Source organism: Marinobacter mangrovi (genome assembly GCF_016798325.1).
GTDB lineage: Bacteria > Pseudomonadota > Gammaproteobacteria > Pseudomonadales > Oleiphilaceae > Marinobacter_A > Marinobacter_A mangrovi.
In genome coordinates, this window is record NZ_JAERVO010000003.1 from 57,134 (window position 1) to 80,698 (window position 23,565).

A 23,565-nucleotide genomic window follows, 5' to 3' on the forward strand; every position below is an offset into this window, starting at 1 on the left:
CATTACCCCTTATTGATGGTTATAGCTTCCTTAGACTGCAGAAGTCTTTGGAACCAACTCCCTGTCTGTTCCACAAGTTTGGACCACTGTCGTCCAAATCGTCATGAACAGTGTAGAACACTGCCTTACGAATTGAGAACTATAGATCAACCGATTACGTTCGCCAATTACCGGTTCGTAACGCGTCCACTTAAGTTACGCGTCAGGGAAGGATACGGATTGGTGTGCCGTCGGGAACCAGCGTCCAGATCTGATCCATGGCCTCATTGGTCACGGCAATGCAGCCGTCGGTCCAGTCCAGCCCGGCAAACGCAAACGCCATATCACCGGCATCGTTGGGCAGCCCGTGAATCATGATCTCGCCGCCGGGGTTCAACCCCCAGTCAGAGGCCAGTTCGCGATCGTGGGCGTTGGGGTAGGAAATGTGAATGGACTTGTAGTAACTGCTGCCCGGGTTACGCCAGTCAAGAACGTAATCGCCTTCGGGCGTACGCTCATCGCCCTCAAACAGCTTGTGGCCCGTGGGGTTGTCTCCCAGGGAGATGCGGAAGGTTTTCACGGCTTCGCCGTCCACCATCAGGTCCAGGCGCCGCTTGGCCTTGTGGACCACGACCCGATCCACCGCCAGCGATGCGTGGGCGGTTTCAGGCCGCTGATAATCGGTCGTTGCCATGGCGAGACTCTCGGCGGAGGCCAGGCCCGGTACCAGAATACTGAGCGAAAGCAACAACTGCGCTAGACGACGAAAAAGCATAGAAAACCAGCAGATTGCACAAAGTTAATGCGCATTTTATAGCACAACCCCGGAGGGTGTTCGATTTCTTAACGTTACAGTGAGAAATCGGCACGTTTCCGGGGGTAAATAATTTAGTCCAGCACCGTAGCACGCAACCGAACGTCCAGACAGGTCGCCTTCAGCGGCTGGTCGGCGATCAGCTCCAGTCGGTTCTCCGGAGCCGGCACGGTCGGATAGCGGCTGATCGCACCTTCGCCACCGTTGAAGGCAAGCCAGCCATCGATCGTGTTCAGCACGGCCTTGTAGCGGGCGCAGTCGGTGCCGGTCAGCCAGGCGACCACGGCGTCGGCATCAAAACGCCGATCCGGCGCGATCCGCCAGCCCAGGCTGACATAGCCCTGGCCGCGGTTTTCCCGCATCTGCCAGTCACGGTCCGCCCCATTATCCACCGCGCCGGTTTCGGCATGGTGATGGTCGTGAGCATGGGGCGACTCGAATTGGGGAACCTGGGGCCGGGCATCCAGCCAGGCGAGCTCGAGCCGGCCCTGTCGGGTCTGGGCGATGCGCTGTTTGGCAGGCATCAGGGCTTCGGCCCACTGCCAGAAGTTGCGGATTTGCGGTGTCGTGCACAGGTCAGTCTTGTTGGCCACCAACACGTCGGCGGCGGCGACCTGATCCCGGAAGTGCACGTTCTCCGTCACCCGGGGATCCTCCAGGCGGCGGGGGTCCACCAGACCGATAGTGGCACCGATCGTCAGGACGTCCCGATAGAACTCGTTCTGCAGCGTTTCGATGATGCGGGCCGGATGCCCCAGGCCTGTGGGCTCGATCAGCAGCCGGTCGGGACGTGCTTCGCGGATGAGCATGTTGAGGCCCATCTGCATCGGCAGGCCGGCCACGCAACACATACAGCCGCCGGGCACTTCCCTTACGAAGGCGCCGGTATCGGCCAGCAACTGGCCGTCGATGCCGATCTCGCCGAATTCGTTAACCAGTACCGCCCAGGTCTCGCCCGCCGGCTTACGGGCCAGCAGATCGCGGATAGCGGTGGTTTTTCCCGCGCCCAGGAAGCCGAGAATCAGATGGGTTGGAATCGGCATGGCCGTCACTCAAAACGTTATATTATAACAACTGTACCATGCCGCAGGCGCAAAGAACGAATCGGTCAGAATTTAGGCGGCGCGGCGCCCTCGTCCATTTTCAGGCCCACCTTGGTGACCCGGTCGGCCTCGGTGGCCCGGGCCACCAGGGTGACCGGACCCAGCACCACCCGGTCGCCGACGACCGGATGCCCCTTGGCCCGTTTGGCGAAGCAGTCGGCCAGGGAGAGCTCCGGCGACAGCTCGTCGAACTCGATGCCGTAGACCTGCTCCACATCCCCCAGCAGCGCGTCGCCATTGAGCACGAAGTCGCCAAAGAAGGCCCGCTCCATCAAGTGACGCGGCGGCTGCCGGCCGCTGAGCGTGTGCCCCAAATCGTTGAGGCTGTCCGACAGCGCGAAGACGGCCAGTACATCCCCTTGCTGGACCAGGGTGTCCGGCTGGGGCGCCATGCAGAGCCGGTCCCGGAACACACCGGCGACCGCCGCATGCTTGGGCATGGTGATGCGCGACAGGGGACGCGGATCGGACCAGCGCTCACCCCGCAACGGGAACAGCATCAGCTCGTGATCGCCGGCGGCCGGGACATCCAGCGGCAGACGCCGATAGGGCTCCTCCGGCGCCGGCACCTCCAGCTTCAGCCAGCGGGCAATGCGCGCCAGCGAGCTGCCCTGGACCACCAGCGACACCAGTACCACGAAGAAGGCGATGTTGAAGATCAACGGCGCCTCGGGCAGGCCATCCATCATTGGAAACAACGCCAGCACAATCGGCACCGCGCCGCGCAGGCCCACCCAGCTGATGAACGTCAGTTCACGGCGATTGAAACTGAACGGCCACAGTGTGGCGAACACCGCCAGCGGCCGGGCAAACAGGATCAGGATCAGCGACAGTGCCAGGGCGCCGCCGACCAGCGGCATCAACTGGCTGGGACTCACCAGCAGGCCCAGGATCAGGAACAGACTCATCTGCGCCAGCCAGGCCAGACCGTCGTGCACCTGAAGGATCAGCGGCATCATCCGCACCGAGCGATTGCCCAGCACCACCCCGGCCAGGTAGATCGCCAGGAAGCCACTGCCGGACAGCATGTTGGTCACCGAGAATAGAGCGATCCCGGCGGCGGCCACCAGCAACGGATACAGCGCCGGCATCAATCGCGCCCAGTTGACCAGGCGCACCATCAGACGGCCGCCCAGTACGCCCATCACGGCGCCAATCCCGAACTGCTCGATCAGCAACCAGAGACTGCCCAGCAGCCCGGATTCTTCCTTGGTCATGATCGCCAGCAGCGCCAGGGTGAGGAAGATCGCCATCGGGTCGTTGCTGCCCGATTCAATCTCCAGGGTGGCGCCCACCCGTTCGTTCAGGTGCAGACCCCGACCCTGGAGCAGCGAGAACACGGCGGCAGCGTCGGTGGAGGAAATGATCGCGCCCATCAACAGGGACGGAATCCAGCCCATGTCGAACAGGTAGTGGGTGGCCACCGCGGCAATGCCGGCGGTTATGACCACGCCCAACGAGGCCAGCAACAGAGCCGGCCGCAAGCCCACCCGGAAGGTGTCGGCACGGGTGCGCATACCACCGTCGAGCAGGATCACCGCCAGCGCCAGGTTGCCTACCAGGAAGGCCAGCTCGAAATCGTCGAAGCGGATGCCCCCCGGCCCGTCTTCGCCGGTGAGCATGCCGACCGCGAGAAATATCAGAAGTACCGGCATTCCCAGCCGGCTGGAAAGGGGGCTCAGGAGGATGCTGATCACCAGCATCAGGGCCCCGATTAGGGTGAGAGTTGGATCCATGCGAACTCCAGTCCATTCGAGTGCATGATAACAGCTCCCGGCCGCCAGTCAGAGATGCCGTGAGAGGAACATCAGTGCGACGGGATCAGAGGACCGGTTCCAGCGGGGCCGACACGACCTGGTCACGGCCATTGGCCTTGGCAAGATACAGCAGTTCATCGAGACGCTTGAAAGCTTCCGGCATGGGCTCGTCCAGTTCGACTTCCACCACGCCGAAACTGGCCGTGACCCGATCCGGGAAGGGCATGGGATGCTGGCGCAGCTGGTCCCGCAGCAATTCGGCCAGACGGCGGGCGCCCCCGAGGTCGGTATCCTCGCACAGGATCAGGAACTCCTCGCCACCGAGCCGGTACACCACATCCGTCGAACGCACTTCGTGGCGCAGCAGCCGACCGAGGCGGACCAGAACCTCATCGCCCACGTTGTGGCCGTGGCTGTCGTTGACGCCTTTGAAGTGGTCGATATCCAGCATGATCATCGCAAACGCCATGCCCTGGCGCCGGAAACGGGCCATTTCCCGCTGCCAGTGGGTTTCCAGGTGACGGCGGTTGAAGGCGCCGGTGAGCGGATCCATTGTCGCCTGTTCCCGCAGCTGGAATTCCAGCATCTTCATCTGGGTGATATCGGAAATGTAGCCATGCCAGTAGGTGCTGCCGTCTTCGGCCCGCCGGGGCGTCGACTCGCCCCGCAACCAGCGGATGCCGTGCTGCGGCAAAACCACCCGGAATTCGCAGATCCATGGCACCAGGTTGGTCCGGGAGCGGTCGATAGAGGCCTGCACGGTGGCTGCATCGTCCATATGGATACGCCTGAGCGCGTTGGTGGCATCCTGGTGGGCTTCTTCCGCGGTGATTTCGAACACGTCCCAGATCCCGTCACTGACGTAGGGGAACGACGCCGTGCCGTCCGGACGGCTGAGGTACTGGTATATGACGCCGGGCACGTTGGTGGTCAGGTCCTGGAGCAGGTGATCGTTCTGCTCCAGCGCTTCCATCGCCCGCAGGTATTCAGTCATGTCGATGGCGACACCGAGGTAACCCAGATCCTGTCCGGATTCATCGAAAATCTTGGACAGGGTCAGCTGCACTTTGCGGCGTTCACCGTCCTTGCGCACAAACGTCCAGCGTTCCGAGCGGTGCATTCCCTCTTCAATGCCCACCTGGAAGACCCGGAAGCCGGCCAACGATTTGCCGGTGTATTGGGTCAGCCGCTCGCCCCAAGCCGCCACTTCCCCGGGATCGTGGAAAGCCAAAGGCGTCATCCGGCCCACCACCTCGGCCGCGCTGTAGCCCAGCAGGTGTTCCGCCCCGCGGTTGAACAGCGCGATCCTGCCGTCGGGACGGGCAACGATAATCGCCACGTCTTCCGCCGATGCAAAAATGCCCGAGAGGTAGGCATTCGCTTCACGCAGTTCCAGTTCGGTCTGTTTGACGTGGCTGATGTCGGAGTGTGTGCCGATCATCCGCGCGGGACGATCCGGCCCATGCCACTCAATGACTTTGCCGCGATCTAGGATCCACTTGTAGGTGCCGTCCTTGCAACGGAGTCGGTGCATGCTCTCGTAATAATCCGTGAGGCCCTTGAAGTGCGCATCTAAAGCCTTCTGACACGGGCCCAGATCCTCAGGGTGAACTCGGCCGGACCACTCGCTGAGGGTCTGGCCGATTTCGTCCGGCGTGTAGCCCAGCATGGTTTTCCAGCCCTCGGAGAAATACACCTCGTTCTCGGGCATGCGCCAGTCCCAGACGCCATCGCCGGACCCGTCGAGGGCGAACTGCCAGCGCGCTTCTGATTCGGACAGTGCTTGCAGGGCCTGCTGCAGTTCCTGGGTACGCCGCGTGACATTGGCCTCCGCCCGGGCCCGGCCCAGCAGGGCCATCGCCAGGTAGCCCGCGCAAAGCAGGGTAGCGCCCAGTCCGGTGATGACCACCAGCAGTGCGGTCGGGCGGGGCTGCCACTGCGCCGGGTCGGTCGGTTCCGCCCGGATCAAGACCGATCCGTCTGCCAGATTGATATCGCGGGAAAAGGTCAGCCCCGGGTCGTGGTGATGATCCTCACTATGATCGAGCGTCACGGCCGGACTGTTCGAAGCGAACTCCTCAAAGCCCAGAGCGATGTCGGGTGAATCACTGTGCGCCGAGGACACCCATTGGGCCAGCGCGCTGAGGCGCAGCCCCAGCCCGATAAATCCCCGCAGGTTTCCGTAGTGACGATCGGTCACATCCTTGACGGTGCCCTCGTTAAACACCGGAGCAAAGACGACGATGCCGGACTCGTCATCCGGGTCGTCAAGCGTGCGGATGCCGCCAATCATCACCGCTTTGCCAGTGGTCATGGCCTGTTCGAAGGCGTGGACCCGCGACGGCAAGTAGCTGACATCCATCCCCACCAGATTGGCGCCGGGGACGTTGGTCTTCTGGTAGGTGATGGGGAAATGGCGGCGAATGTCGCCGGAGCTCAGGTCCTCCACCGATTCCGGCAGGCGCAACCGGAACTGATGGTGGTAGTAATAGGCCATTCGCTCGCGATACAGCGCCATCTGGCTGGCCGGCACGTTCTCGGTCCAGCTGACGGTCATCTCGATGCGATCGGACAGGCGGGTCAGCGTTTCAAACTCGTGGCGGGTGAGTTCCGACTCCAGGGTGATGAACCGGCGCATCGCGTCCAGCTCGCGCAGCTGGCCCTGGATCAGTTCTTCCACAAGCAGGATGCGTGAGCGGGCCTCCTGCTCGAAACTGGATTGCACGATCTGGCGTTCGGCCTCTGCCGCCCGCTGGGCCAGAATCATTGTCAGCGCCGCCCCCAGTGCAAGCACCAGCAGGACAGGCCATCCCTGGACCAGAGCGCGTCTTAAAGCAGGGCGCGAATCGGTGGTCAAATCAGTCTTCCGGGGAGTTCAAACTCACGTCAAGAGAATAGCATAGGCAATCGCTACGTAGACCTTGCCTGACAAGAGTTCACAATCTATATTGGCTCCCTGCAAGGCCCCCGTCCCGGGGCACGGCAAGCGGGTGTAGCTCAATGGTAGAGCAGAGGCTTCCCAAGCCTACGACGAGGGTTCGATTCCCTTCACCCGCTCCATCTCTTCTCCCAATCGATGCCGCCCCAGCGTCTCCGCCAGCTCCGGTGGCCCCAACAGCACCAGACCCCGTTCTTTCAGCGTCAGCCCCGGCGCTACCAGGTCCCGGAACATGTCCCGCCACTCGTGGAAATTGAGCTTCACCGGATTGTGGGTACGGATCTGGCGCGGGATGCCGTAATCCGGCTTTTCCACCGCGTCCTCTTCCACGAAGGTGCCGAACAGACGATCCCAGATGATCAGGATGCCGCCGTAGTTCTTGTCGATATAGCGCGGGTTGCGACCGTGATGGGCCCGGTGGTGGGAGGGCGTATTGAGCACCCACTCCAGCGGCCCCAGCTTGCCGATGGCCTGGGTGTGGATAAAAAACTGGTAAGCGAGGCTGATGGCGACGGCGAAGATGACCGTCTCCGGCGGAAAGCCGATGAACACGATCGGAAGCCAGAACAGCCACATGCCGGTGATCGGGTAAGTCACGCTCTGACGGAAGGCGGTGGAGAGATTGAGCTTCTCCGAAGAATGATGCACCACGTGGGAGCACCAGAACCAGCGGATGCGGTGATGGGCCCGGTGGAACCAGTAGTAGACAAAGTCCTGCACCAGGAACAGCAACGCCACCGACCAGCCGGTGAAGGGAATATCGAACAGGCGCACGTCGAACAGGGCGTTGTAGACCACGATGGTCAACAGCGCCGCAATCACATCGCTGGCCTGGTAGAGCCCGGCCAGGGTCATGTTGCTCAGGGTATCGGCCCAGGTGTAGGTGGCTGACGGATAGGCCGCGCAGTGGTGGCGCAGATGCAGCCACTCACCCGCCATGGCGAGGAAGAAGGCCGGCGCCAGGGCCAGGGTGACCAAATGGGGATCGAAACCCAGAAGATCCGTCAGGGGGGTCGGTGACATACGCACTCCAGTTTATCGTTGTACTGGATTCAGTATGTCACCGGAAGCCGTCGGGATCGGTGACCCATCCCGACGTTTTCACTGGCCGATGACGTCAGTGCAGTTTCAGGCGCGGCTGCATCGCCCGGCTGATGCGATCCATGAACCAGATCACGCCGGTGCGCAGCAGGCCATGCAGCGCCACCTGGTGCATGCGGTAGAGGGACAGGTAGAACAATCGCGCCACCTTGCCTTCCACGTACATGCTGCGGCCAGACAGGTTACCCATCAGGTTGCCGACGGTGGTGTAGCGGCTGAAGTTGATCAGCGAGCCGTGATCGTTGTAGACGAACGGCACCGCCTCTTTGCCTTCCAGACGGTTGACCAGCGACTTGTACAGCGTCGCCGCCTGCTGGTGCGCCGACTGGGCGCGCGGCGGCACCGGGCGGTCCGAATCCGGCTGCGGGCAGGCCGCGCAATCGCCGAGGGCGAAAATGTTGTCGTCCTGGGTCGTCTGCAGCGTCTGCTTGACCAGCAACTGATTGCCCCGGCTGGTTTCCAGACCCAGCTTGGCCAGGAAGGCCGGCGCCTTGATACCGGCAGCCCAGATGGTCATTTCCGAGGGCAGTTCCGTGCCGTCCTTCATGACGATGCTGTCTTCACGCACCTCACTCACCGGCTGGCCGGTCAGCACGGTCACGTTCTGGTACTCCAGCTCTTTCGTGGCCGCCACGGACAACCGTGCCGGCAGTGCGGGCAAAATGCGTTCGGCGGCTTCGACCACCGAGATGCTGATGTCTTCCGGGCGCAGGTAGTTCATGCCGTACACCGGCAACTCGCGGGACGCCAGTCGCAGTTCCGCCGCCAGCTCCACACCGGTCGCACCGGCGCCGATGATGGTGATTGGAAGCTGGCCGCTGCCGCCTTCGCCAGCGTCGTGATTCTTGCGCAGGAAGGCATTGAGCATCAGGTCGTGGAAGCGCCGGGCCTGCTCCAGGCTGTCGAGGAACAGGCAGTTGGACTGGGCGCCTGGGGTGCCGAAATCGTTGGCCGTGCTGCCGACGGCGATCACGAGGGTGTCGTAGCCGATGCGCCGCTCCGGCACCACTTCCTCACCGTCCTGATCGTGGAACGCGTCGATGACCAGTTCGCGCTTGTCCCGATCCAGGCCGGCCATGCGGCCAAGCTGGAACTCATAATGGTGCTTGCGGGCGTGGGCCCGGTAATTGATCTCGTTGGCGCTGGCATCCAGAGATCCGGAGGCCACTTCGTGCAGCAGGGGTTTCCAGACGTGCGTCAGCCCGGCGTCCACCAGCGTGATGCGGGCTTTCTGCTTTTTGCCGAGCCGGTTGCCCAGACGCGTCACGAGTTCAAGACCGCCGGCGCCACCGCCGACGACGACAATATGATGCAGTTTATCCATTGCGGGGTTCCCGATAAGAAAAGACAGCCAACAGCTCTGACCGGACAACGGCACCGGACGGACCAGACGCTTTTGGCTGTCTTCACTCAGGGTGAGGAGGGCGTATCCTATCGAGTGGGCAGGATACACTCAATGCGACTTCCGGAGGCAGCGTGGAAACTACCTGCACCGGTCGTTCGCTCGTGATTCGTGATGCGGACCCTCAATATGTCGTTATTTTACGACATCAACAGTGACGCTCCAAGGGCCGTGGTGGACCCGCGTCATCCGTCGACACTGACAAAACCGACACTGGACACAGGGAAAAACGCCCTGTTACAACATATCTGGGAGTCTCTGGACAAGCGCTGTTGAGTTTCCGTTTTGGCCAGTGCTTGTTCAGCGGCTTCCCCCGTTCTCCAACACCAAAAGGAGCAAACCGTGAAACTGCAAGTGAAAGGGATTACCGAAGGCCAGCCCGTCCCGGAAACCTTCGCATTCGGTGTCTACAGCGAAGAGGACCACATGAGCTTCGGCCCCAATCGCAATCCGGAACTGGTCTGGTCGGACGCGCCCGCCGGGACTCGAAGCTTCGTGGTCATGATGTACGACCCCGACGTGCCCAGCGTCGCCGACGACGTGAACCAGGAAGGTAAGACGGTCGACAAGGATCTGCCGCGGGTCGACTTTTTCCACTGGCTGCTGGTGGATGTCCCGGCTGACACGTCGCGCATCCCCGAGGGCGCGGACAGCGACGGCGTGATTCCCAAAGGCAAGAAAGGCGGCCCGGGCCCGATCGGCATTCGCGGCATCAACACATACACCCATTTCCTGGCCGGCAACCCGGACATGGCCGGCACTTACGCCGGTTACGACGGCCCCTGCCCGCCCTGGAACGACGAGCTGGTGCACCGCTATTACTACGAGGTCCATGCCCTGGATGTGGAAACCCTGGGCCTGAGTGGTGATTTCGAAGGCGACGCCGTCCGCGAGGCCATGCAGGGCCACGTGCTGGCCAGCGCCCGTGTCAGTGGTACCTACACCCTGAACCCGGCGTTGCGCTGATGGCCCTGCGGCGATCCGGTCACAGCGCCGGATCGCCGCTATCCCCTCCTGAGTGAATCAAAGACACCCTAGTTGCCCGCCGTAAACCCGGCCGTCACCACAACGGTGCCACTCGCGGTATCCACCGCCGCCGTGATCTGGTGGCTGCCACTGAGCGTGCCGAAATCAAACGGATAGGCCGGTCGGCTGCCACCCGCGACGGTGCCCGCGAAATCCCAGGGCGCATTGTTTTCAGTCTTGATCGGTGCCCGCAGGCGTTCCGGATCGTCTAGATAGAACCGAACCCGTGAAATGCCGGTCACTTCAGGCACAAAGACATAGGCGTTGCCGGTCAGCGACTGGCCGGCCAAAGGCACGGCGCCGGTCCGGTCTGGCTGGCCGCTTACCTGGAGGTCATAGGGACTGGCCAGGTCGAAAGCCAGATTGACGGTGACCGTGACGTCGTCCTGCCCTTGGGCACTGATGTGGATCTGCCCCTGATAGCTGCCCGGTGCCAGGCCGTCCGTATCGATCGATGCCGTCAGCGTTTGGGGCGTTGTCCCTTGTGTCGGCGTCACGGACAGCCAACCGGCGTCACTGGTGGCGGTGAAGGCCAACTGAGAGCCGTCCGTCATCACCAGGTCCAGGGAGGCCTGATCGCTGGACTCCGGCGAACGCAGCGTGACGTTGAGGTTTGAGGGGCTGACCGACAGCTGCGGCACCAGGTTGGCCACGGTGAACGCGGCTGTGGCGGTCAGGATGGCGCCGTCCTGAGTCGTTACGCTCACCGTCACCGTGTGCTGGCCGTCGGCGATCGACCTGGTATCGAACGGCATCGCCAGGTCGGACGCGTTGGTGCCGGCAAAGTCATAAGGTGCCACGTTCTCGGTTTGCCGGGGTGTGCCGGATGCATTGGGGTTGTCCAGATAGAACCGGGCCTGCTTCACGTTGAGCTCCGGGCTCAGGAAAATATACCGATTCCCCTGCAGCGCCGCGCCTTCCAGCGCCTCAGGAATGCCGCGGTCTGGCGAGCCGGAAACCATCAGCGAATAGGCACCCGCCCCCGCCCGGACCGTGACCGGCACGACGAGGGCCAGCCCGCTGGCCTGGGTGATGGCGACATGAGCGACCTGCGTGCCAGGATCCACCTTTTGGCCGTCCACCGTCAGCGTCAAGGTGGCCGGCGTGGTGCCGCTGGCCGGAGACACGGTCAACCAGTCTGGCGTCTGACTGACCGTAAAGTTCAGCGCCGCGCCGGTGGCGGACAAGGCCAGTGTCTGACTGTCACGGCCGTCCGCCGGCACTTCGAAACCCAGCGCCACCGGATCCGCAACATACTGGGAACCGCAGCCCGACTGGCTGTAGCGGAACTGGTCCACCAGCCGCGGTGGCTCACCGGTTCCAGTGATCCCAAGCGTGTTCACGATCAGTTCGCCACCGGCGGTGAAGTTCAATTCGGCGAAATGATGCAATGTGTTGTCGCGCACGACGGTCCAGGCGGGCGGAACGGCGGATTTCCAGGGCGAGAAGTCTTTGGAGATGTTGCTCAGCTTGCCGCCCGGACTCACTTTCAGCCAGGTTGTCCCGTCGTCGGTGTCGTAACAGCTGCGGGCGGTCGTGGTCGGGGTATTGCTGGCCGGCACATCCACCAGTGGGTAAGTCCGCTCGAAGGACTGGTCGTGAGCCGTGACCACCACCTCAACCCCATATTCTTCGAAGATCGGCCCGAGCTGGCCGCGCAATGGCAGTGCGGAACCGTGGTTACTACCGTCCGAGAAGGGCGAGGCGTGGAAGAACGGTACCAGCCAGCGCTGGCCCCGGGCCCGGGCATCGGCCAGGTCCGCGTCGAGCCATTGCAGGGCGGCATCCGGCAGGGTGGCGTACTCATCCACACCGAAGACGGACACGAAATGGACGTCCCCCGCATCAAAGCTGTACATGCGCCGACTGTTCCAGCCGTCCGGTGTCGCAAAGTGCAGGGCCCAGTCGTCGAACCCTTCCCCCAGCAGGATTTCATGGTTGCCGTAGGTGGGCATGATCGGGGAATACTCGAACAGCGGCTGCATCTGATCGAACCAAGCGCCGATGGTGGCCTGCAGGGTGCCGTAGCGCTTGTCCGTATTGAAGTAGGCGTAGTCACCGCCGAGCAGGACCAGGGACGGCGCCAGGCTGGCCATTTCCATAATGACCTGTTCGGTGCCGGTGGTCAGTCCATCCGCCCGGCCGATCAGCCCGGTGTCGGCAACGAACAACACGTCCAGATCGTGGGCACCGGAACCGGGCAGCGTGGTGGAACTGTAGGGACGACTCGTCACCCCCGCCGCCAGGCTGACGCGGATGTCATAGCGCTGGTCCGGCAGCAGGCCCGTCAAAGTAGCCTCCAGCAGGCTGCCCTCCAACGTGGTCTCCGTGACGGCGGCCGGAGCCGACTGCCAGGTCGTGGTGCCGGCAGGGCGGTACTCGACCACTGGTCCGGCGGGCGGCATACGCAGCAGCCAGGACACCGTCAGGCTGGTGGCGGTGTCCCCGCGCCAGCCGGTGTGGAACTGCGGTGCGTCGTCTCCGTTTTGCGGACCGCTGCCGGCATTGGCCACATCGAAGGCGGCACTGAGTGTGGATAGGAGTTGCCCTCCCGCCCGCAACTCCGCGTCAATGGTGTGGGGGCCATTGGCCATCGTGGTGGTATCGAACGGCAGGCTGTCGTCGTTTGGCGCCGTGCCACTGAAATCCCAGGGTGCGTGGTTTTCGACCTGGACTTCCACGCCGTCCAGCCGAAAACGCACCTGGTCCAGTCCGGCGCTCTGGTCGATGAACACATAGATCGAGCCATCGACGGTCTGACCGGACAGGGCAACCGCCCCGCTTCGGTTCGCGGAATCCGCCACCACCAGTTGATAGGCCGAAGCCGGCGACGACGCCAGCATCAAGAGAAGAACGAGAGAAAAGACCGCAAAAGACAGGAAACAGGAACGGAACCCCAAGGATCTGACCATGTCGCACCCCCGGCAAGCAAAAAGCAACCTGACCACTGACCGTGGTCCGGAAGTCGCCATGCTGCCGTGAAGGGCAGGTACGATCACAACGCCAGTTTACCGCGGCTGTCCCGGGGTGTGGGTCACCCTCTGCCGGCACAGACTCCAGCCCATGTCAGGGACGGCATACTCTCAGTATTGATCGGAAAAATCCGGTTGTCATCGACTTTCCGGCAAACGGTCTGCCGGAAAGTCGATAACGGGCAGATCAGTGGTGCAGGATCTGCTTGAGGAACTGCTGGGTGCGGGGTTCCTGCGGGTTGTCGAAGAAATCGTGGGGCGGTGCTGATTCCACGATTTCACCGCCATCCATGAAGATCACCCGGTCGGCCACGGTCTTGGCGAAGCCCATCTCGTGGGTCACGCAGAGCATGGTCATACCGCTGGACGCCAGTTCGATCATGGTGTCGAGCACTTCCTTGATCATCTCCGGATCCAGCGCCGACGTCGGTTCGTCAAACAGCATGATCTTGGGTTTCATGCACAGTGCCCGGGCGATCGCCACCCGCTGCTGCTGACCGCCGGAGAGCTGGCCCGGGTACTTGTTGGCCTGGTCCGGGATCTTGACCCGCTTGAGGTACTCCATCGCGGTCGCTTCCGCTTCCTTGCGCGGGGTCTTGCGCACCCAGATCGGCGCCACGCAGCAGTTCTCCAGTACCGTCATGTGCGGGAACAGGTTGAAGTGCTGGAACACCATGCCCACTTCCTTGCGCACGCTGTCGATATGGCGGACGTCGTCGGTGAGCTCGACACCGTCCACCACGATCTTGCCCTGCTGGTGCTCTTCCAGCCGGTTGATGCAGCGAATGAACGTGGACTTGCCGGACCCGGACGGCCCGCAGATCACGATCCGTTCGCCCTGGGCCACATCCAGGTTGAGGTTCTTCAGCACGTGGAAGCTGCCGTACCACTTGTGCATGGCTTCCACGTGAATGATGGTTTTGTCCGCCTTGGCGGAATCAACGACCGTCTGGCCCTGCTCGGATTGCATTTGTTCAGTCATGTTATCTATCCATCAGGTCTTGTGACCGGTATCCAGCTTGCGTTCCAGGTTCTGGCTGTAGCGCGACATGCCAAAACAGAACACCCAGAAACAGAAGGCAACGAAGACATAGCCTTCGATCGCGACGTTCTGCCACGCGGGGTCGGTGATCGTGGACTGCACCGTTCCCAGAATATCGAACAGGCCGATGATCAACACCAGCGTGGTGTCCATGAACAAGCCGATAAACGTGTTAACGATGCCCGGGATGACCAGCGTCAGTGCCTGCGGCAGGATAATCAGCCGCATCTTGCGCCAGTAGCCCAGACCCAGCGCACTGCCGGCCTCGTACTGACCACGGGGAATCGCCTGCAGACCGCCGCGGATGACTTCCGCCATGTAGGCCGACTGCCACAGGGTGATCCCGATCAGCGCCCGCAACAGCTTCTCGAAGTTCATGCCTTCAGGCAGGAACAGCGGCAGCATCACCGACGCCATGAACAGCACGGTGATCAGTGGTACCGCCCGCCAGACTTCAATGAAGATGACGCAGAAGCCCCGGATTACCGGCATTTCGGAGCGCCGGCCCAGCGCCAGGATGATCCCCAGCGGCAACGAACCAATGATGCCGACGTAGGCCAGGATCAGCGTCAGCATCAACCCGCCCCACTTGTTGCTCTGGACTTCTTCCAGCCCGAACCAGCCACCGGGAATCAGGATGTAACCGATGATCGGCAAGCCGGTCATGCCGAAGATGCCCAGCCAGCGCCGCGCCGGGAAGCGCTCGATGAACTGGGGCACAAAGGCCACCGCCAGCAGGAAAAACATGATGTCCACCCGCCACTGCTGGGCATCCGGGTAGAAGCCATACATGAAGAAGTTCAACCGCTGGTTGATAAACAGCCAGCAGGCGCCATCGCCCACACAATCCTTGGGATCGGCGCCGGTGAACGTAGCGTCCAGGAACAGCCAGTTCAGCAGCGGGCCGATGCTGGTGCCGATCATGTAGACAACCACCACGGTCAACAGGATGTTGTACCAGGTGTTGAACAGGTTATCCCGCATCCACTGCACGGGCGCAAACGCGCGCTTGGGAGGTGCCATTGATTCGCTCATCATCTCTCCTTAAGCGCAGCGGCGCGGTTGTACAGGTTCATGAAGAAGGAGATCAGCAGACTGACCGTGAGGTACACCGCCATGGTCATGGCCACCACTTCCACGGCCTGACCGGTCTGGTTGAGCGTCGTGCCCATGAAGACCGACACGAGATCGGGATAGCCGATGGCCGTCGCTAGCGACGAGTTCTTGAACAGGTTCAGGTACTGACTGGTCAGCGGCGGAATGATCACCCGCATGGCCTGGGGAATCACCACCAGACGCAAGGTCAGGCCGTTGTGAAGGCCCAGCGCGCGGGCGGCTTCGGTCTGTCCCTTGCTGACGGACAGGATCCCGGACCGCACGATCTCCGCGATAAAGGCCGCGGTGAACAGCGTCAGGGCCACCCACAGGGCCGCCAGCTCGGGAATCAGCGTGATGCCACCGCCGAAGTTGAAGCCCTTCAACGCCGGAATATCCCACTCAATGGGCCCACCGGTCGCCAGGTACGCCAGCAGCGGCAGACCGATCAGGATGCTGATGCCGACCTTGACCGTCGGGAAGATCTCCCCGGTGGCCAACTGGCGCTTCTTGGCCCAGCGCTTGATGATCACGACCGCCACGATGGCAATGACCAGCGCAGCCTCAACCCAGCCAAACCCGGGTTGCGCGATCGGATCGGGCAGGTAGAGCCCGCGGTTATTGAGGAAGAACACGCCACCCACATCCACGCTCTGGCGTGGTGTCGGCAGGCTGCGCAACACGGCGAAATACCAGAAGAAAATCTGCAGCAGGATGGGAATGTTGCGGATGATCTCGATGTAGGCCAGCGACAGCTTGGCGATCAGCCAGTTACTGGAGAGGCGGGCCACGCCGATGATGAAACCGAGTATGGTGGCCGCCACGATGCCCATGGCTGAGACCAACAAGGTATTGAGCAGCCCGACAAAGAACGTGCGGCCATAGCTATAGGTCGCGTCGTAGGGAATCAGGCTCATGATAATGCCGAAGCCGGCGGACTGGTCGAGGAAGCCAAACCCCGTGCTGATCCCGCGGCTCTCCATATTGGCGAGCGTGTTTTCGATCAGTGTCCAGCCGGACCAGGCGATCGCGGCGAGCGCCACGACCTGGAAGAAAATCGCGCGCACCCGCGGGTCGTTCCACGGTTTGCTGCGAGACGGTTGTAGAGGCGGATTATTATCGTTCATGGACAATCCCGGAAAGCAACTGGAGGGAATAAAACGTCATTCACGGCAAAACCGGCAGGGACGCACCCTGCCGGCTTCACAGCTGCTCTCAGGATTTACCGCATCGGCGGCGCGTACATGATGCCGCCTTCGGTCCACAGCGCGTTCAGACCACGGTCCAGATCCAGGGGCGTACCCGGTCCGACGTTACGGTTGTACATTTCACCGTAGTTACCCACTTCCTTGATGACCTTGTAGCCGAAGTCAGCCGGCAGGCCCAGCTTCTCGCCCATGTCACCGTCGGTTCCCAGCAGACGCTGGATGTTCGGGTTGTCGGACTTTTTCATGTCTTCAACATTCTCGGAGGTGATGCCCAGTTCCTCGGCGTTGATCTGCGCGAACAGCACCCACTTCACGATGTTGAACCACTGGTCGTCACCCTGACGCACCACCGGGCCCAGCGGCTCCTTGGAAATGGTGTTCGGCAGGATAACGGCACTGGACGGATCCGCCAGCTTGGAGCGCAGGGCCGCCAGCTGTGAACGGTCGGAGGTCAATACGTCACAGCGACCGGCGGCGAAGCCCTGAACCGTCTGCTCGGAGGTATCGAATACGATCGGCTTGAATTCCATGTCGTTGGCACGGAAGTAGTCCGCCAGGTTCAGCTCGGTGGTGGTCCCGGCCTGGATACAGACGGTGGCTCCGTTCAGCTCCTTGGCATCGGTCACGCCGATGTCTTTCTTGATCAGGAAGCCCTGACCGTCGTAGTAGTTGGTGCCGGTGAAGTTCAGACCCAGGGAGGCGTCACGGGTCAGGGTCCAGGTGGTGTTACGGGAGAGCACGTCAATCTCGCCAGACTGCAGCGCGGTGAAACGCTCCTTTGCCGTCAGCGGTGTGAACTGAACCGCATCCCCTTTGCCAAAAATGGCCGCCGCGATCGCACGGCAGGTATCGACGTCGATGCCGGTCCAGTGGCCCTTTTCATCGGGCTGTGAGAAGCCGGGCAGACCATTGGTGACACCACACTGAAGGTGGCCTTTGTTCTTGACAGCTTCCAGCGTTGTCGCTGCCATGGCGTTGCTCGCCATCAGAGTGCCCAACAGCGTAGCCGTTCCCGCAGCGAGTGTGATCAGTTTTTTCATTATGAGTTGTCTCCGAAAATCGGTTGTGTGCATAGCAACCCCGCATCAGCAAGGCCCAAGCCAAGCTTTGCAGGTTGTTGATTTTGTTGTCGTTGTTCGACGCTATCGCGCAAAACCACTGCTCTATCGGACCGCATCCGGCGATTTCTGCCTCACAATAGTGCGCACAGAATCGGTGCCGGCTCGTTGGCGGTCTGAATATAGGATAGGAGAAAAATCAGGATTGCACCGAATTGGTGACATAAACATTGGTCGAAAGCCGACGCCCGCCTGTTCCGGCCCGCCATGGCGGCCGTCCGATCGACTCACCCCTGCGATGCGAGATCGGCTCCATGCATCCTGCCCCGGCTTTCCGACGTAAATGCTGCATACTCCAACGTTTCCCGTGGACAGGGGCGCCCGGTCTGCGATGAAATCGTTATAACTTTGTGACTTTAGCGTGCGAGGCGGGGTCCATAGTGGACACCATCCAATCATCCTCGCCGCCAATGACGGAGACACCATGACCATACTTGCCGGCACCGCTCAACGCATTCCTGCCACGGAGCTGATTTCGCCGCGTCATCCAGACAGCTGGACCCACACCCGGAACGGCGATCCGCGCGGCTACATCGACGCGGACCAACTGACCGAGCTGTGGATCCACACCGGCACCGCCTGCAACCTGGCCTGCCCGTTCTGCCTGGAAGGTTCGCATCCCGGCGACGGCCGCATTCCCGGCATGACCCTGGACGACGTACGCCCGTTTATCCACGAGGCGCTGGACATGGGCGTCGAGCAGTTTTCCTTTACCGGCGGTGAGCCGTTCGTCATTCGCGACTTCGTCAATATCCTGGACTACGCCAGCCAGCACCGGCCCTGTTTCGTGCTGACCAACGCCACCGATCCACTGCTCAAACGCACCCATCAACTGTTGCCCTTGCGGGACAATCCGTATCCGATCCGTTTCCGCGTCAGCCTCGATTTCCCGGACCGGGCCCGGCACGACGTGGACCGGGGCGAGGGCAGTTTCGACAAGGCGCTGGAAGGCATCCGCTGGCTGCATGAAAACGGCTTTACGGTCTCGATTGCCCGTCAGTCCGACGCCAACGAAGACCCGGAGCAGGTGGAAGCGGCCTTCCGTGCCATTTTCCGGGAGGCCGGCATTCCCGAGGATCTCGCCTTCACGGCGTTTCCGGATTTCGGCACACCGGGCGCCGAAGACGGCAGCCCCGAAATCACCGAAACCTGCATGGAGAAATACCCGACCCGGGAGAGCCGGTCCCATTTTATGTGCACCTACACGCGGATGCTGGTGAAGCAGGGCGATCAGGTCCGGGTCTATGCCTGCACGCTGGTGGATGACGATCCGGACTACGACCTGGGCGGCAGCCTGCGGGAAAGCATGGACACGCGCATCATGCTGCGACATCACCGCTGTTTTGCCTGCTACCGTTTCGGCGCCAGCTGCAGCGCCCCGGCCTGAAACCAGCGGGCGACACTCGGGCCCGATGAACAACCATTAAACAAGGAACCTGTCACCCATGTCGTTTGCTGAAGCGGGCCTGTTCTGGGGCTTCCTGCTGGTCTACGGGATCATCATGTACGCGCTGTCTCCTCGCAGCCGGAATGCCGCGTCCTTCTATAAAGGGGCGGACGATCGGGGCAACCCCGTGAGTCAGTGGTCGCTGACCGCCAGCATCTTCATCAGCTGGATCTTCGCCAAGTCGGTGACCAACGCCGCCAACCTGGGGGCGGCTTACGGCGTGGTCGGCGGCCTGGCGTACGCCACTTACTGGCTGTCCATTCCCGTCGCCGGCTACATCATCTACCTGATCCGCACCCAGACCGGCGCCCGCAGTCTGCAGGAATTCCTGACCTCGCGCTTCGGCCGTCTGGCTGCGGTCAGCTTTGCCGCCGCCATCCTGATTCGCCTCTATAACGAAGTCTGGAGTAACACCGCCGTGGTGGGCGGTTACTTTGGACTGCCCGGCGATACCGCCTACTACGCCGCGGCCATGCTGTTTACCGCCTTTACCTTGGCCTACAGCCTCAAGGGTGGTCTGCGCAGCTCCATCTTTACCGACGTGATCCAGGCGATCCTGTTCGTGTTCTTCGTCGCGGCGGTGCTGTTCCTGATCGTTCCCGCCAACGATACGGGCACCCTGCTGACCACCGGCGAATTCAAACTCGACGCCGGCGCCGATCTGTTGCTGGTGGCCGGACTGCAGATCTTCAGCTATCCCTTCCACGATCCGGTGCTGACCGACCGCGGCTTCGTGAACAAGGAAAAGACCATGCTGAAGAGCTTTGTCGTCGCCGGGTTGCTGGGGTTTGTGGCGGTCTTTGTCTTCAGCCTGGTGGGCGTTCATGCCCAGCTGCACGGCATTGCCGCCAACGGTAACGCCCCCGCCGCGGTGGGCGCTGCCGCCGGTCTGACCGCCCTGTTCTTTATGAGTGTGGTGATGATGACGTCCGCCGGCTCGACCCTGGACTCCACCTTTACGTCGTTGTCCAAGTCCATTGCCGTAGATTTGCCACAGTTGGTGAAGCGTTCCGCCGACCGGCTGCCCAACATGCGCGTGGGCGCGGTGGTCATGGTGGCCTTCGCGATTCTCGGCAACCTGCCGATGTTTGCCGGCACCGACATCCTCAAGGCGACCACCATCTCCGGCACCATGGTGATGGGCCTGGCACCGGTGTTCCTGTTCTATGGCTTCACCCGCTGGTCACCCTGGAGTTTCCACCTCAGTTTCTGGACCGGCATCGCGCTGGGCCTGGGCCTCGCCCTGGGGCTGATCCCGGAGAGCTGGTCCATCGGCAACGGCCAGTACGCGGCGCTGTTGGGGGTTAATGCCTGGGGCATCCTGATCTGCACCGCCGGATTCTTCCTGCCAATCCTGGTGCAGCGACTGCTGGGCCGCACGCCGGTCTCCAGCGGAGTCTCATGACATGACGGAGGCGCCCGGCCGGAGTTGCCCGATCCATTACCGGTATCGGCCCGAGCCATTGTGCGCCGACCCGCAGCCGGTCGATGCGGATGTGCTTTATGTGATTGGCGGGCTTTACGGCAATCCGGAGGCGCTGGACACCCTTGAGCGGATGGCCGCCGAGGAACAGGCGGCCGGTTACCGGGTGCGGCTGGTGTTCAATGGCGACTTCAACTGGTTCAACGCCGACCCCGAGACGTTTGCCCGCCTGAACGAACGCGTCCTGAATCACGACGTGATCCTCGGCAACGTGGAGTACGAGCTGGCGCATCCCAGCCCGGAGGCGGGTTGCGGTTGCGCCTATCCGGACTTTGTCGACCAGGACGTAGTGGAACGCTCCAACCGCATCATGGCGCGCCTGCAATCCGTAGCGGCCCGTTTTCCCGACCTGCAAGCACGACTCGCGGCGGCACCCCGCTGGCGCTGTTACGAGATGGCCGGCCAGAGCCTGCTGATTCTGCATGGCGACCCGGAATCCCTGGCCGGCTGGGGACTGGCCCATGAAAACCTCGCGCGCCCGGATCACGGTGCCCGGGTTGCGGACTGGTTCAGGCTCACCGGCGCCGATGTTTTCGCCGGTACCCACACCTGCCTGCCCGCACTGTGGCAACGGTCTGTCGAGGACGGCGGAACACGCACCGTCATCAACAACGGTGCGGCCGGCATGGGTAACTTCCAACAGGACACGCGCGGTTTGATCACACGCATCGCGCCGGCGAATCTTGCACCGTGTACCCAACCGGTGGCGCAGGTCATACAGGGCCCCTTGGCGCTCTCCCTGCTGCCGGTGGCCTTTCCCTTCGATCCGTGGATGAACCGATTCTCGACCTGGTGGCCGGAAGGCACCGACGCCAATCTGTCATACAGACGGCGCATCCTTGAGGGGACGGCATTGCGGCCTGAGCAGATCAATCTTTAGCCGGCCAAGCCCTTGCCAGCATTGGGATTACGCCCGTTTTCCGGTTGCAACTGTCGCTGTTGGCAACCCGTCCCGGTTTGATTTTTCTTTCGAGGTCTATATAATTACAACTCTAAAGATTAGCGCCGAGCCGCCATTACTGGTTCTATTTCAGCGGCTTATAGGCGATCGGAAGGCCCTTGCGCGGCATCAACAGGCGTTTAAGCCCTTTCGAATGAATTCAACTCTAAATGACTGAGTGCCCAACACCGTTATGACCACTGAAGGTTCGAATACAACCGCCATCACCCTTCGTACTCCAAACAAGGATGATGGCTTCCGGCTCCACCAGTTGGTGGCTGAGTGTCCGCCGCTGGATCCGAATTCGATTTACTGCAACCTGCTGCAATGCAGCCACTTCGCCGAAACCGGCGTCGCTGCCGAAAAGGATGGCGATCTGGTTGGCTTTATCTCCGGCTATATTCCTCCTCAGCAGCCTGAGACCGTCTTTGTCTGGCAGGTCGCCGTCCATGAAAAGGGACGCGGCCAGGGTCTGGCAAAGCGGATGCTCAAGGCCATCGTGAGCCGGGATGCGTGCAAGAACGTATCTCATCTCGAGACCACGATCACCGCAGACAACGAAGCGTCCTGGGCGCTGTTCCGCTCGTTCGCCCGTGATCTCGGTGCTGAGCTCACCTATACCGAGCATTTTGAGAAGGAGGCCCACTTTGGCGGCCATCACGACTCAGAATTCCTGCTCCGTATCGGCCCCTTCACCCAGCCTGTAAACGGCTAGGAAGCGCGCCGACGCCTCCGGCAGGCTGGGCCTGCCGGGGCGGTATTCCCCGCAGCGCCGTGTCCCCTGGGCGACCGAGCACACGCGACCGGCGTTGCATTCACCTCGAACCTGACATGCTAAGAGGCAAGACAATGGAACTTTTCAAGACGACCGAATCCGAAGTCCGCGTTTATTCACGTGCTTTCCCGGTGATCTTCAACCGGGCCAAGAACGCACACCTGTACACCGAGGACGGCAAAGCCTACCTCGACTTCCTCGCAGGCGCGGGCTCGCTGAACTATGGTCACAACAACGATATCCTGAAGAAGGCCCTGTTGGAGTACATTGAGAACGACGGCGTCAGCCAGGGTCTTGATATGTTCACGACGGCCAAGCACGACTTCATGGAAGCGTACAAGCAGTACATCCTTGAGCCGCGCGGCCTGGACTACAAGATGCAGTTCACCGGCCCGACCGGCACCAACTGTGTCGAGGCGGCGCTGAAGCTGGCGCGCAAGGTGAAGGGGCGTGACACCATCATCTCCTTCACCAACGGTTTCCACGGCGTGTCCCTGGGCGCGGTTGCGGCCACCGGTAACAAGCACCACCGTGGCGGTGCCGGCGTTCCGCTGGGCGGCGTGAACTTCATGCCGTACGACGGCTACCTGGGCGACGACGTTGATACCATCGCCGTGATGGACAAGATGCTGAGCGACGGTTCTTCCGGTATCGAACTGCCGGCCGCTGTGATTGTCGAAGCGGTACAGGGCGAGGGTGGTCTGAACGCGGCCAGCGCCGAGTGGCTGCAGAAGCTCGAGAAGCTGTGCCGCAAGCACGACATCCTGCTGATCGTTGACGACATCCAGGCGGGTAACGGTCGTACCGGCGAGTTCTTCAGCTTTGAATTCGCAGGCATCAAGCCGGATATCGTGACGGTGTCCAAGTCCCTGAGTGCCTACGGTCTGCCGATGGCCCTGGTGCTGTTCAAGCGTGAACTGGACGTGTGGACCTCCGGTGAGCACAACGGCACGTTCCGCGGCAACAACATGGCCTTCGCCACCGCCAAGGCGGCGCTGGAGACCTACTGGAAAGACAACAGCTTCGCCGATGAGGTGAAGAAAAAGGCAGGCATCCTGAACGCTGGCCTGAAAGCGATCGCCGACGAATTCAAGGGCGAGTTCAAGCTCAAGGGCCGTGGCATGATGCAGGGCATCGCCTGTCGTGACGGCGACCTGGCCGGCAAGATTTCGGCCCGCGCCTTCAAGAAAGACCTGATTATCGAAACCGCAGGTCCGGACGACGAAGTCGTCAAGTGCCTGATGCCGCTTACCATCAGTGAGGAAGACCTGCAAAAAGGTCTGTCCCTGCTGAAGGAAAGCGTGGAAGAGATCATGAAGGAAGACATGAGCGAAGCCTCCTGATCCAGGCAGTGCAGGAAGCCGA

17 protein-coding genes and 1 tRNA gene are annotated in these 23,565 nt (G+C 61.9%); 7 read left to right on the forward strand and 11 right to left on the reverse strand.

Translation table 11 applies throughout. From position 1 onward, the window contains the following. Positions 1–202: 202 nt before the first annotated feature. The 4 genes from JL474_RS09875 to JL474_RS09890 form a co-directional block, all read right to left on the reverse strand. Positions 203–673 (reverse strand): L,D-transpeptidase family protein, encoded by a 471-nt coding sequence (locus tag JL474_RS09875; RefSeq protein WP_223807811.1) that lies wholly within the window; start codon positions 671–673, stop codon positions 203–205. 194 nt (positions 674–867) lie between these two features. After that, on the reverse strand, positions 868–1,836 hold the full coding sequence (locus tag JL474_RS09880; RefSeq protein ID WP_203141955.1) for a CobW family GTP-binding protein: 969 nt from the start codon (positions 1,834–1,836) through the stop codon (positions 868–870). A 65-nt stretch (positions 1,837–1,901) separates the two neighbouring features. Then, positions 1,902–3,632, reverse strand: a complete 1,731-nt coding sequence (locus JL474_RS09885; RefSeq protein ID WP_203141956.1) for a potassium/proton antiporter — start codon at positions 3,630–3,632, stop codon at positions 1,902–1,904. An 85-nt stretch (positions 3,633–3,717) separates the two neighbouring features. Further along, complete coding sequence (locus JL474_RS09890; protein ID WP_203141957.1) at positions 3,718–6,510, reverse strand: sensor domain-containing diguanylate cyclase; 2,793 nt, start codon at positions 6,508–6,510, stop codon at positions 3,718–3,720. 129 nt (positions 6,511–6,639) lie between these two features. Between JL474_RS09890 and JL474_RS09895 the strand changes: the two genes are divergently transcribed. Continuing rightward, positions 6,640–6,713: transfer RNA gene (locus JL474_RS09895), tRNA-Gly, on the forward strand. On the opposite strand, the gene JL474_RS09900 is transcribed toward JL474_RS09895, so the two are convergent. Both JL474_RS09900 and JL474_RS09905 read right to left on the reverse strand, forming a co-directional pair. Beyond that, positions 6,679–7,614, reverse strand: a complete 936-nt coding sequence (locus tag JL474_RS09900) for a sterol desaturase family protein (protein ID WP_203141958.1) — start codon at positions 7,612–7,614, stop codon at positions 6,679–6,681. The two genes, JL474_RS09895 and JL474_RS09900, sit on opposite strands and share 35 nt — an antisense overlap. Before the next feature lie 94 nt (positions 7,615–7,708). Then, the gene (locus tag JL474_RS09905) at positions 7,709–9,016 is read right to left on the reverse strand and encodes an NAD(P)/FAD-dependent oxidoreductase (RefSeq protein WP_203141959.1); all 1,308 of its coding nucleotides are present in this window, start codon (positions 9,014–9,016) and stop codon (positions 7,709–7,711) included. A 420-nt stretch (positions 9,017–9,436) separates the two neighbouring features. Between JL474_RS09905 and JL474_RS09910 the strand changes: the two genes are divergently transcribed. Continuing rightward, on the forward strand, positions 9,437–10,060 hold the full coding sequence (locus JL474_RS09910; RefSeq protein ID WP_203141960.1) for a YbhB/YbcL family Raf kinase inhibitor-like protein: 624 nt from the start codon (positions 9,437–9,439) through the stop codon (positions 10,058–10,060). 68 nt (positions 10,061–10,128) lie between these two features. Here JL474_RS09910 and JL474_RS09915 read toward each other — a convergent pair whose 3' ends face one another. From JL474_RS09915 to JL474_RS09935, 5 genes are all read right to left on the reverse strand, one after another. Further along, positions 10,129–13,032: a BACON domain-containing protein gene (locus tag JL474_RS09915; protein WP_203141961.1), complete on the reverse strand. Its 2,904-nt coding sequence runs from the start codon at positions 13,030–13,032 to the stop codon at positions 10,129–10,131. Between the two features lie 247 nt (positions 13,033–13,279). Further along, the gene (locus JL474_RS09920; protein ID WP_407944060.1) at positions 13,280–13,990 is read right to left on the reverse strand and encodes an amino acid ABC transporter ATP-binding protein; all 711 of its coding nucleotides are present in this window, start codon (positions 13,988–13,990) and stop codon (positions 13,280–13,282) included. A 96-nt stretch (positions 13,991–14,086) separates the two neighbouring features. Next, entirely contained in the window at positions 14,087–15,172 is a 1,086-nt protein-coding gene (locus JL474_RS09925) for an amino acid ABC transporter permease (RefSeq protein ID WP_123633612.1), read from the reverse strand. Beyond that, positions 15,169–16,356, reverse strand: coding sequence for an amino acid ABC transporter permease (locus JL474_RS09930; RefSeq protein WP_203141962.1), 1,188 nt, complete (start codon positions 16,354–16,356; stop codon positions 15,169–15,171). The genes JL474_RS09925 and JL474_RS09930 overlap by 4 nt, the downstream gene beginning before the upstream one ends. Before the next feature lie 95 nt (positions 16,357–16,451). Then, a complete protein-coding gene (locus JL474_RS09935) occupies positions 16,452–17,477 on the reverse strand; it encodes an amino acid ABC transporter substrate-binding protein (protein ID WP_203141963.1) in 1,026 nt (341 codons plus the stop codon). Between the two features lie 502 nt (positions 17,478–17,979). Between JL474_RS09935 and JL474_RS09940 the strand changes: the two genes are divergently transcribed. The 5 genes from JL474_RS09940 (at position 17,980) to ectB (ending at position 23,543) form a co-directional block, all read left to right on the forward strand. Beyond that, entirely contained in the window at positions 17,980–18,942 is a 963-nt protein-coding gene (locus JL474_RS09940; protein WP_203141964.1) for a radical SAM protein, read from the forward strand. Between the two features lie 58 nt (positions 18,943–19,000). After that, on the forward strand, positions 19,001–20,407 hold the full coding sequence (locus JL474_RS09945) for a sodium:solute symporter family transporter (protein ID WP_203141965.1): 1,407 nt from the start codon (positions 19,001–19,003) through the stop codon (positions 20,405–20,407). Between the two features lies 1 nt (position 20,408). Beyond that, the gene (locus tag JL474_RS09950) at positions 20,409–21,365 is read left to right on the forward strand and encodes a hypothetical protein (RefSeq protein WP_203141966.1); all 957 of its coding nucleotides are present in this window, start codon (positions 20,409–20,411) and stop codon (positions 21,363–21,365) included. A 253-nt stretch (positions 21,366–21,618) separates the two neighbouring features. Further along, positions 21,619–22,140 (forward strand): diaminobutyrate acetyltransferase, encoded by a 522-nt coding sequence (gene ectA / locus JL474_RS09955; RefSeq protein ID WP_123633618.1) that lies wholly within the window; start codon positions 21,619–21,621, stop codon positions 22,138–22,140. 134 nt (positions 22,141–22,274) lie between these two features. Next, positions 22,275–23,543, forward strand: coding sequence for a diaminobutyrate--2-oxoglutarate transaminase (gene ectB, locus JL474_RS09960; protein ID WP_123633619.1), 1,269 nt, complete (start codon positions 22,275–22,277; stop codon positions 23,541–23,543). Positions 23,544–23,565 lie beyond the last annotated feature (22 nt).

Excerpts from the sequence above, each read along its gene's own strand:
- JL474_RS09875 (WP_223807811.1), bottom strand. The coding sequence starts at position 673 with ATGGCAACGACCGATTATCAGCGGCCTGAAACCGCCCACGCATCGCTG.
- JL474_RS09880 (WP_203141955.1), bottom strand. The coding sequence starts at position 1,836 with ATGCCGATTCCAACCCATCTGATTCTCGGCTTCCTGGGCGCGGGAAAA.
- JL474_RS09885 (WP_203141956.1), bottom strand. The coding sequence starts at position 3,632 with ATGGATCCAACTCTCACCCTAATCGGGGCCCTGATGCTGGTGATCAGC.
- JL474_RS09900 (WP_203141958.1), bottom strand. The coding sequence starts at position 7,614 with ATGTCACCGACCCCCCTGACGGATCTTCTGGGTTTCGATCCCCATTTG.
- JL474_RS09905 (WP_203141959.1), bottom strand. The coding sequence starts at position 9,016 with ATGGATAAACTGCATCATATTGTCGTCGTCGGCGGTGGCGCCGGCGGT.
- JL474_RS09915 (WP_203141961.1), bottom strand. The coding sequence starts at position 13,032 with ATGGTCAGATCCTTGGGGTTCCGTTCCTGTTTCCTGTCTTTTGCGGTC.
- JL474_RS09920 (WP_407944060.1), bottom strand. The coding sequence starts at position 13,990 with ATGCACAAGTGGTACGGCAGCTTCCACGTGCTGAAGAACCTCAACCTG.
- JL474_RS09925 (WP_123633612.1), bottom strand. The coding sequence starts at position 15,172 with ATGATGAGCGAATCAATGGCACCTCCCAAGCGCGCGTTTGCGCCCGTG.
- JL474_RS09930 (WP_203141962.1), bottom strand. The coding sequence starts at position 16,356 with ATGAACGATAATAATCCGCCTCTACAACCGTCTCGCAGCAAACCGTGG.
- JL474_RS09935 (WP_203141963.1), bottom strand. The coding sequence starts at position 17,477 with ATGAAAAAACTGATCACACTCGCTGCGGGAACGGCTACGCTGTTGGGC.
- JL474_RS09940 (WP_203141964.1), top strand. The coding sequence starts at position 17,980 with ATGACCATACTTGCCGGCACCGCTCAACGCATTCCTGCCACGGAGCTG.
- JL474_RS09945 (WP_203141965.1), top strand. The coding sequence starts at position 19,001 with ATGTCGTTTGCTGAAGCGGGCCTGTTCTGGGGCTTCCTGCTGGTCTAC.
- JL474_RS09950 (WP_203141966.1), top strand. The coding sequence starts at position 20,409 with ATGACGGAGGCGCCCGGCCGGAGTTGCCCGATCCATTACCGGTATCGG.
- ectA (WP_123633618.1), top strand. The coding sequence starts at position 21,619 with ATGACCACTGAAGGTTCGAATACAACCGCCATCACCCTTCGTACTCCA.
- ectB (WP_123633619.1), top strand. The coding sequence starts at position 22,275 with ATGGAACTTTTCAAGACGACCGAATCCGAAGTCCGCGTTTATTCACGT.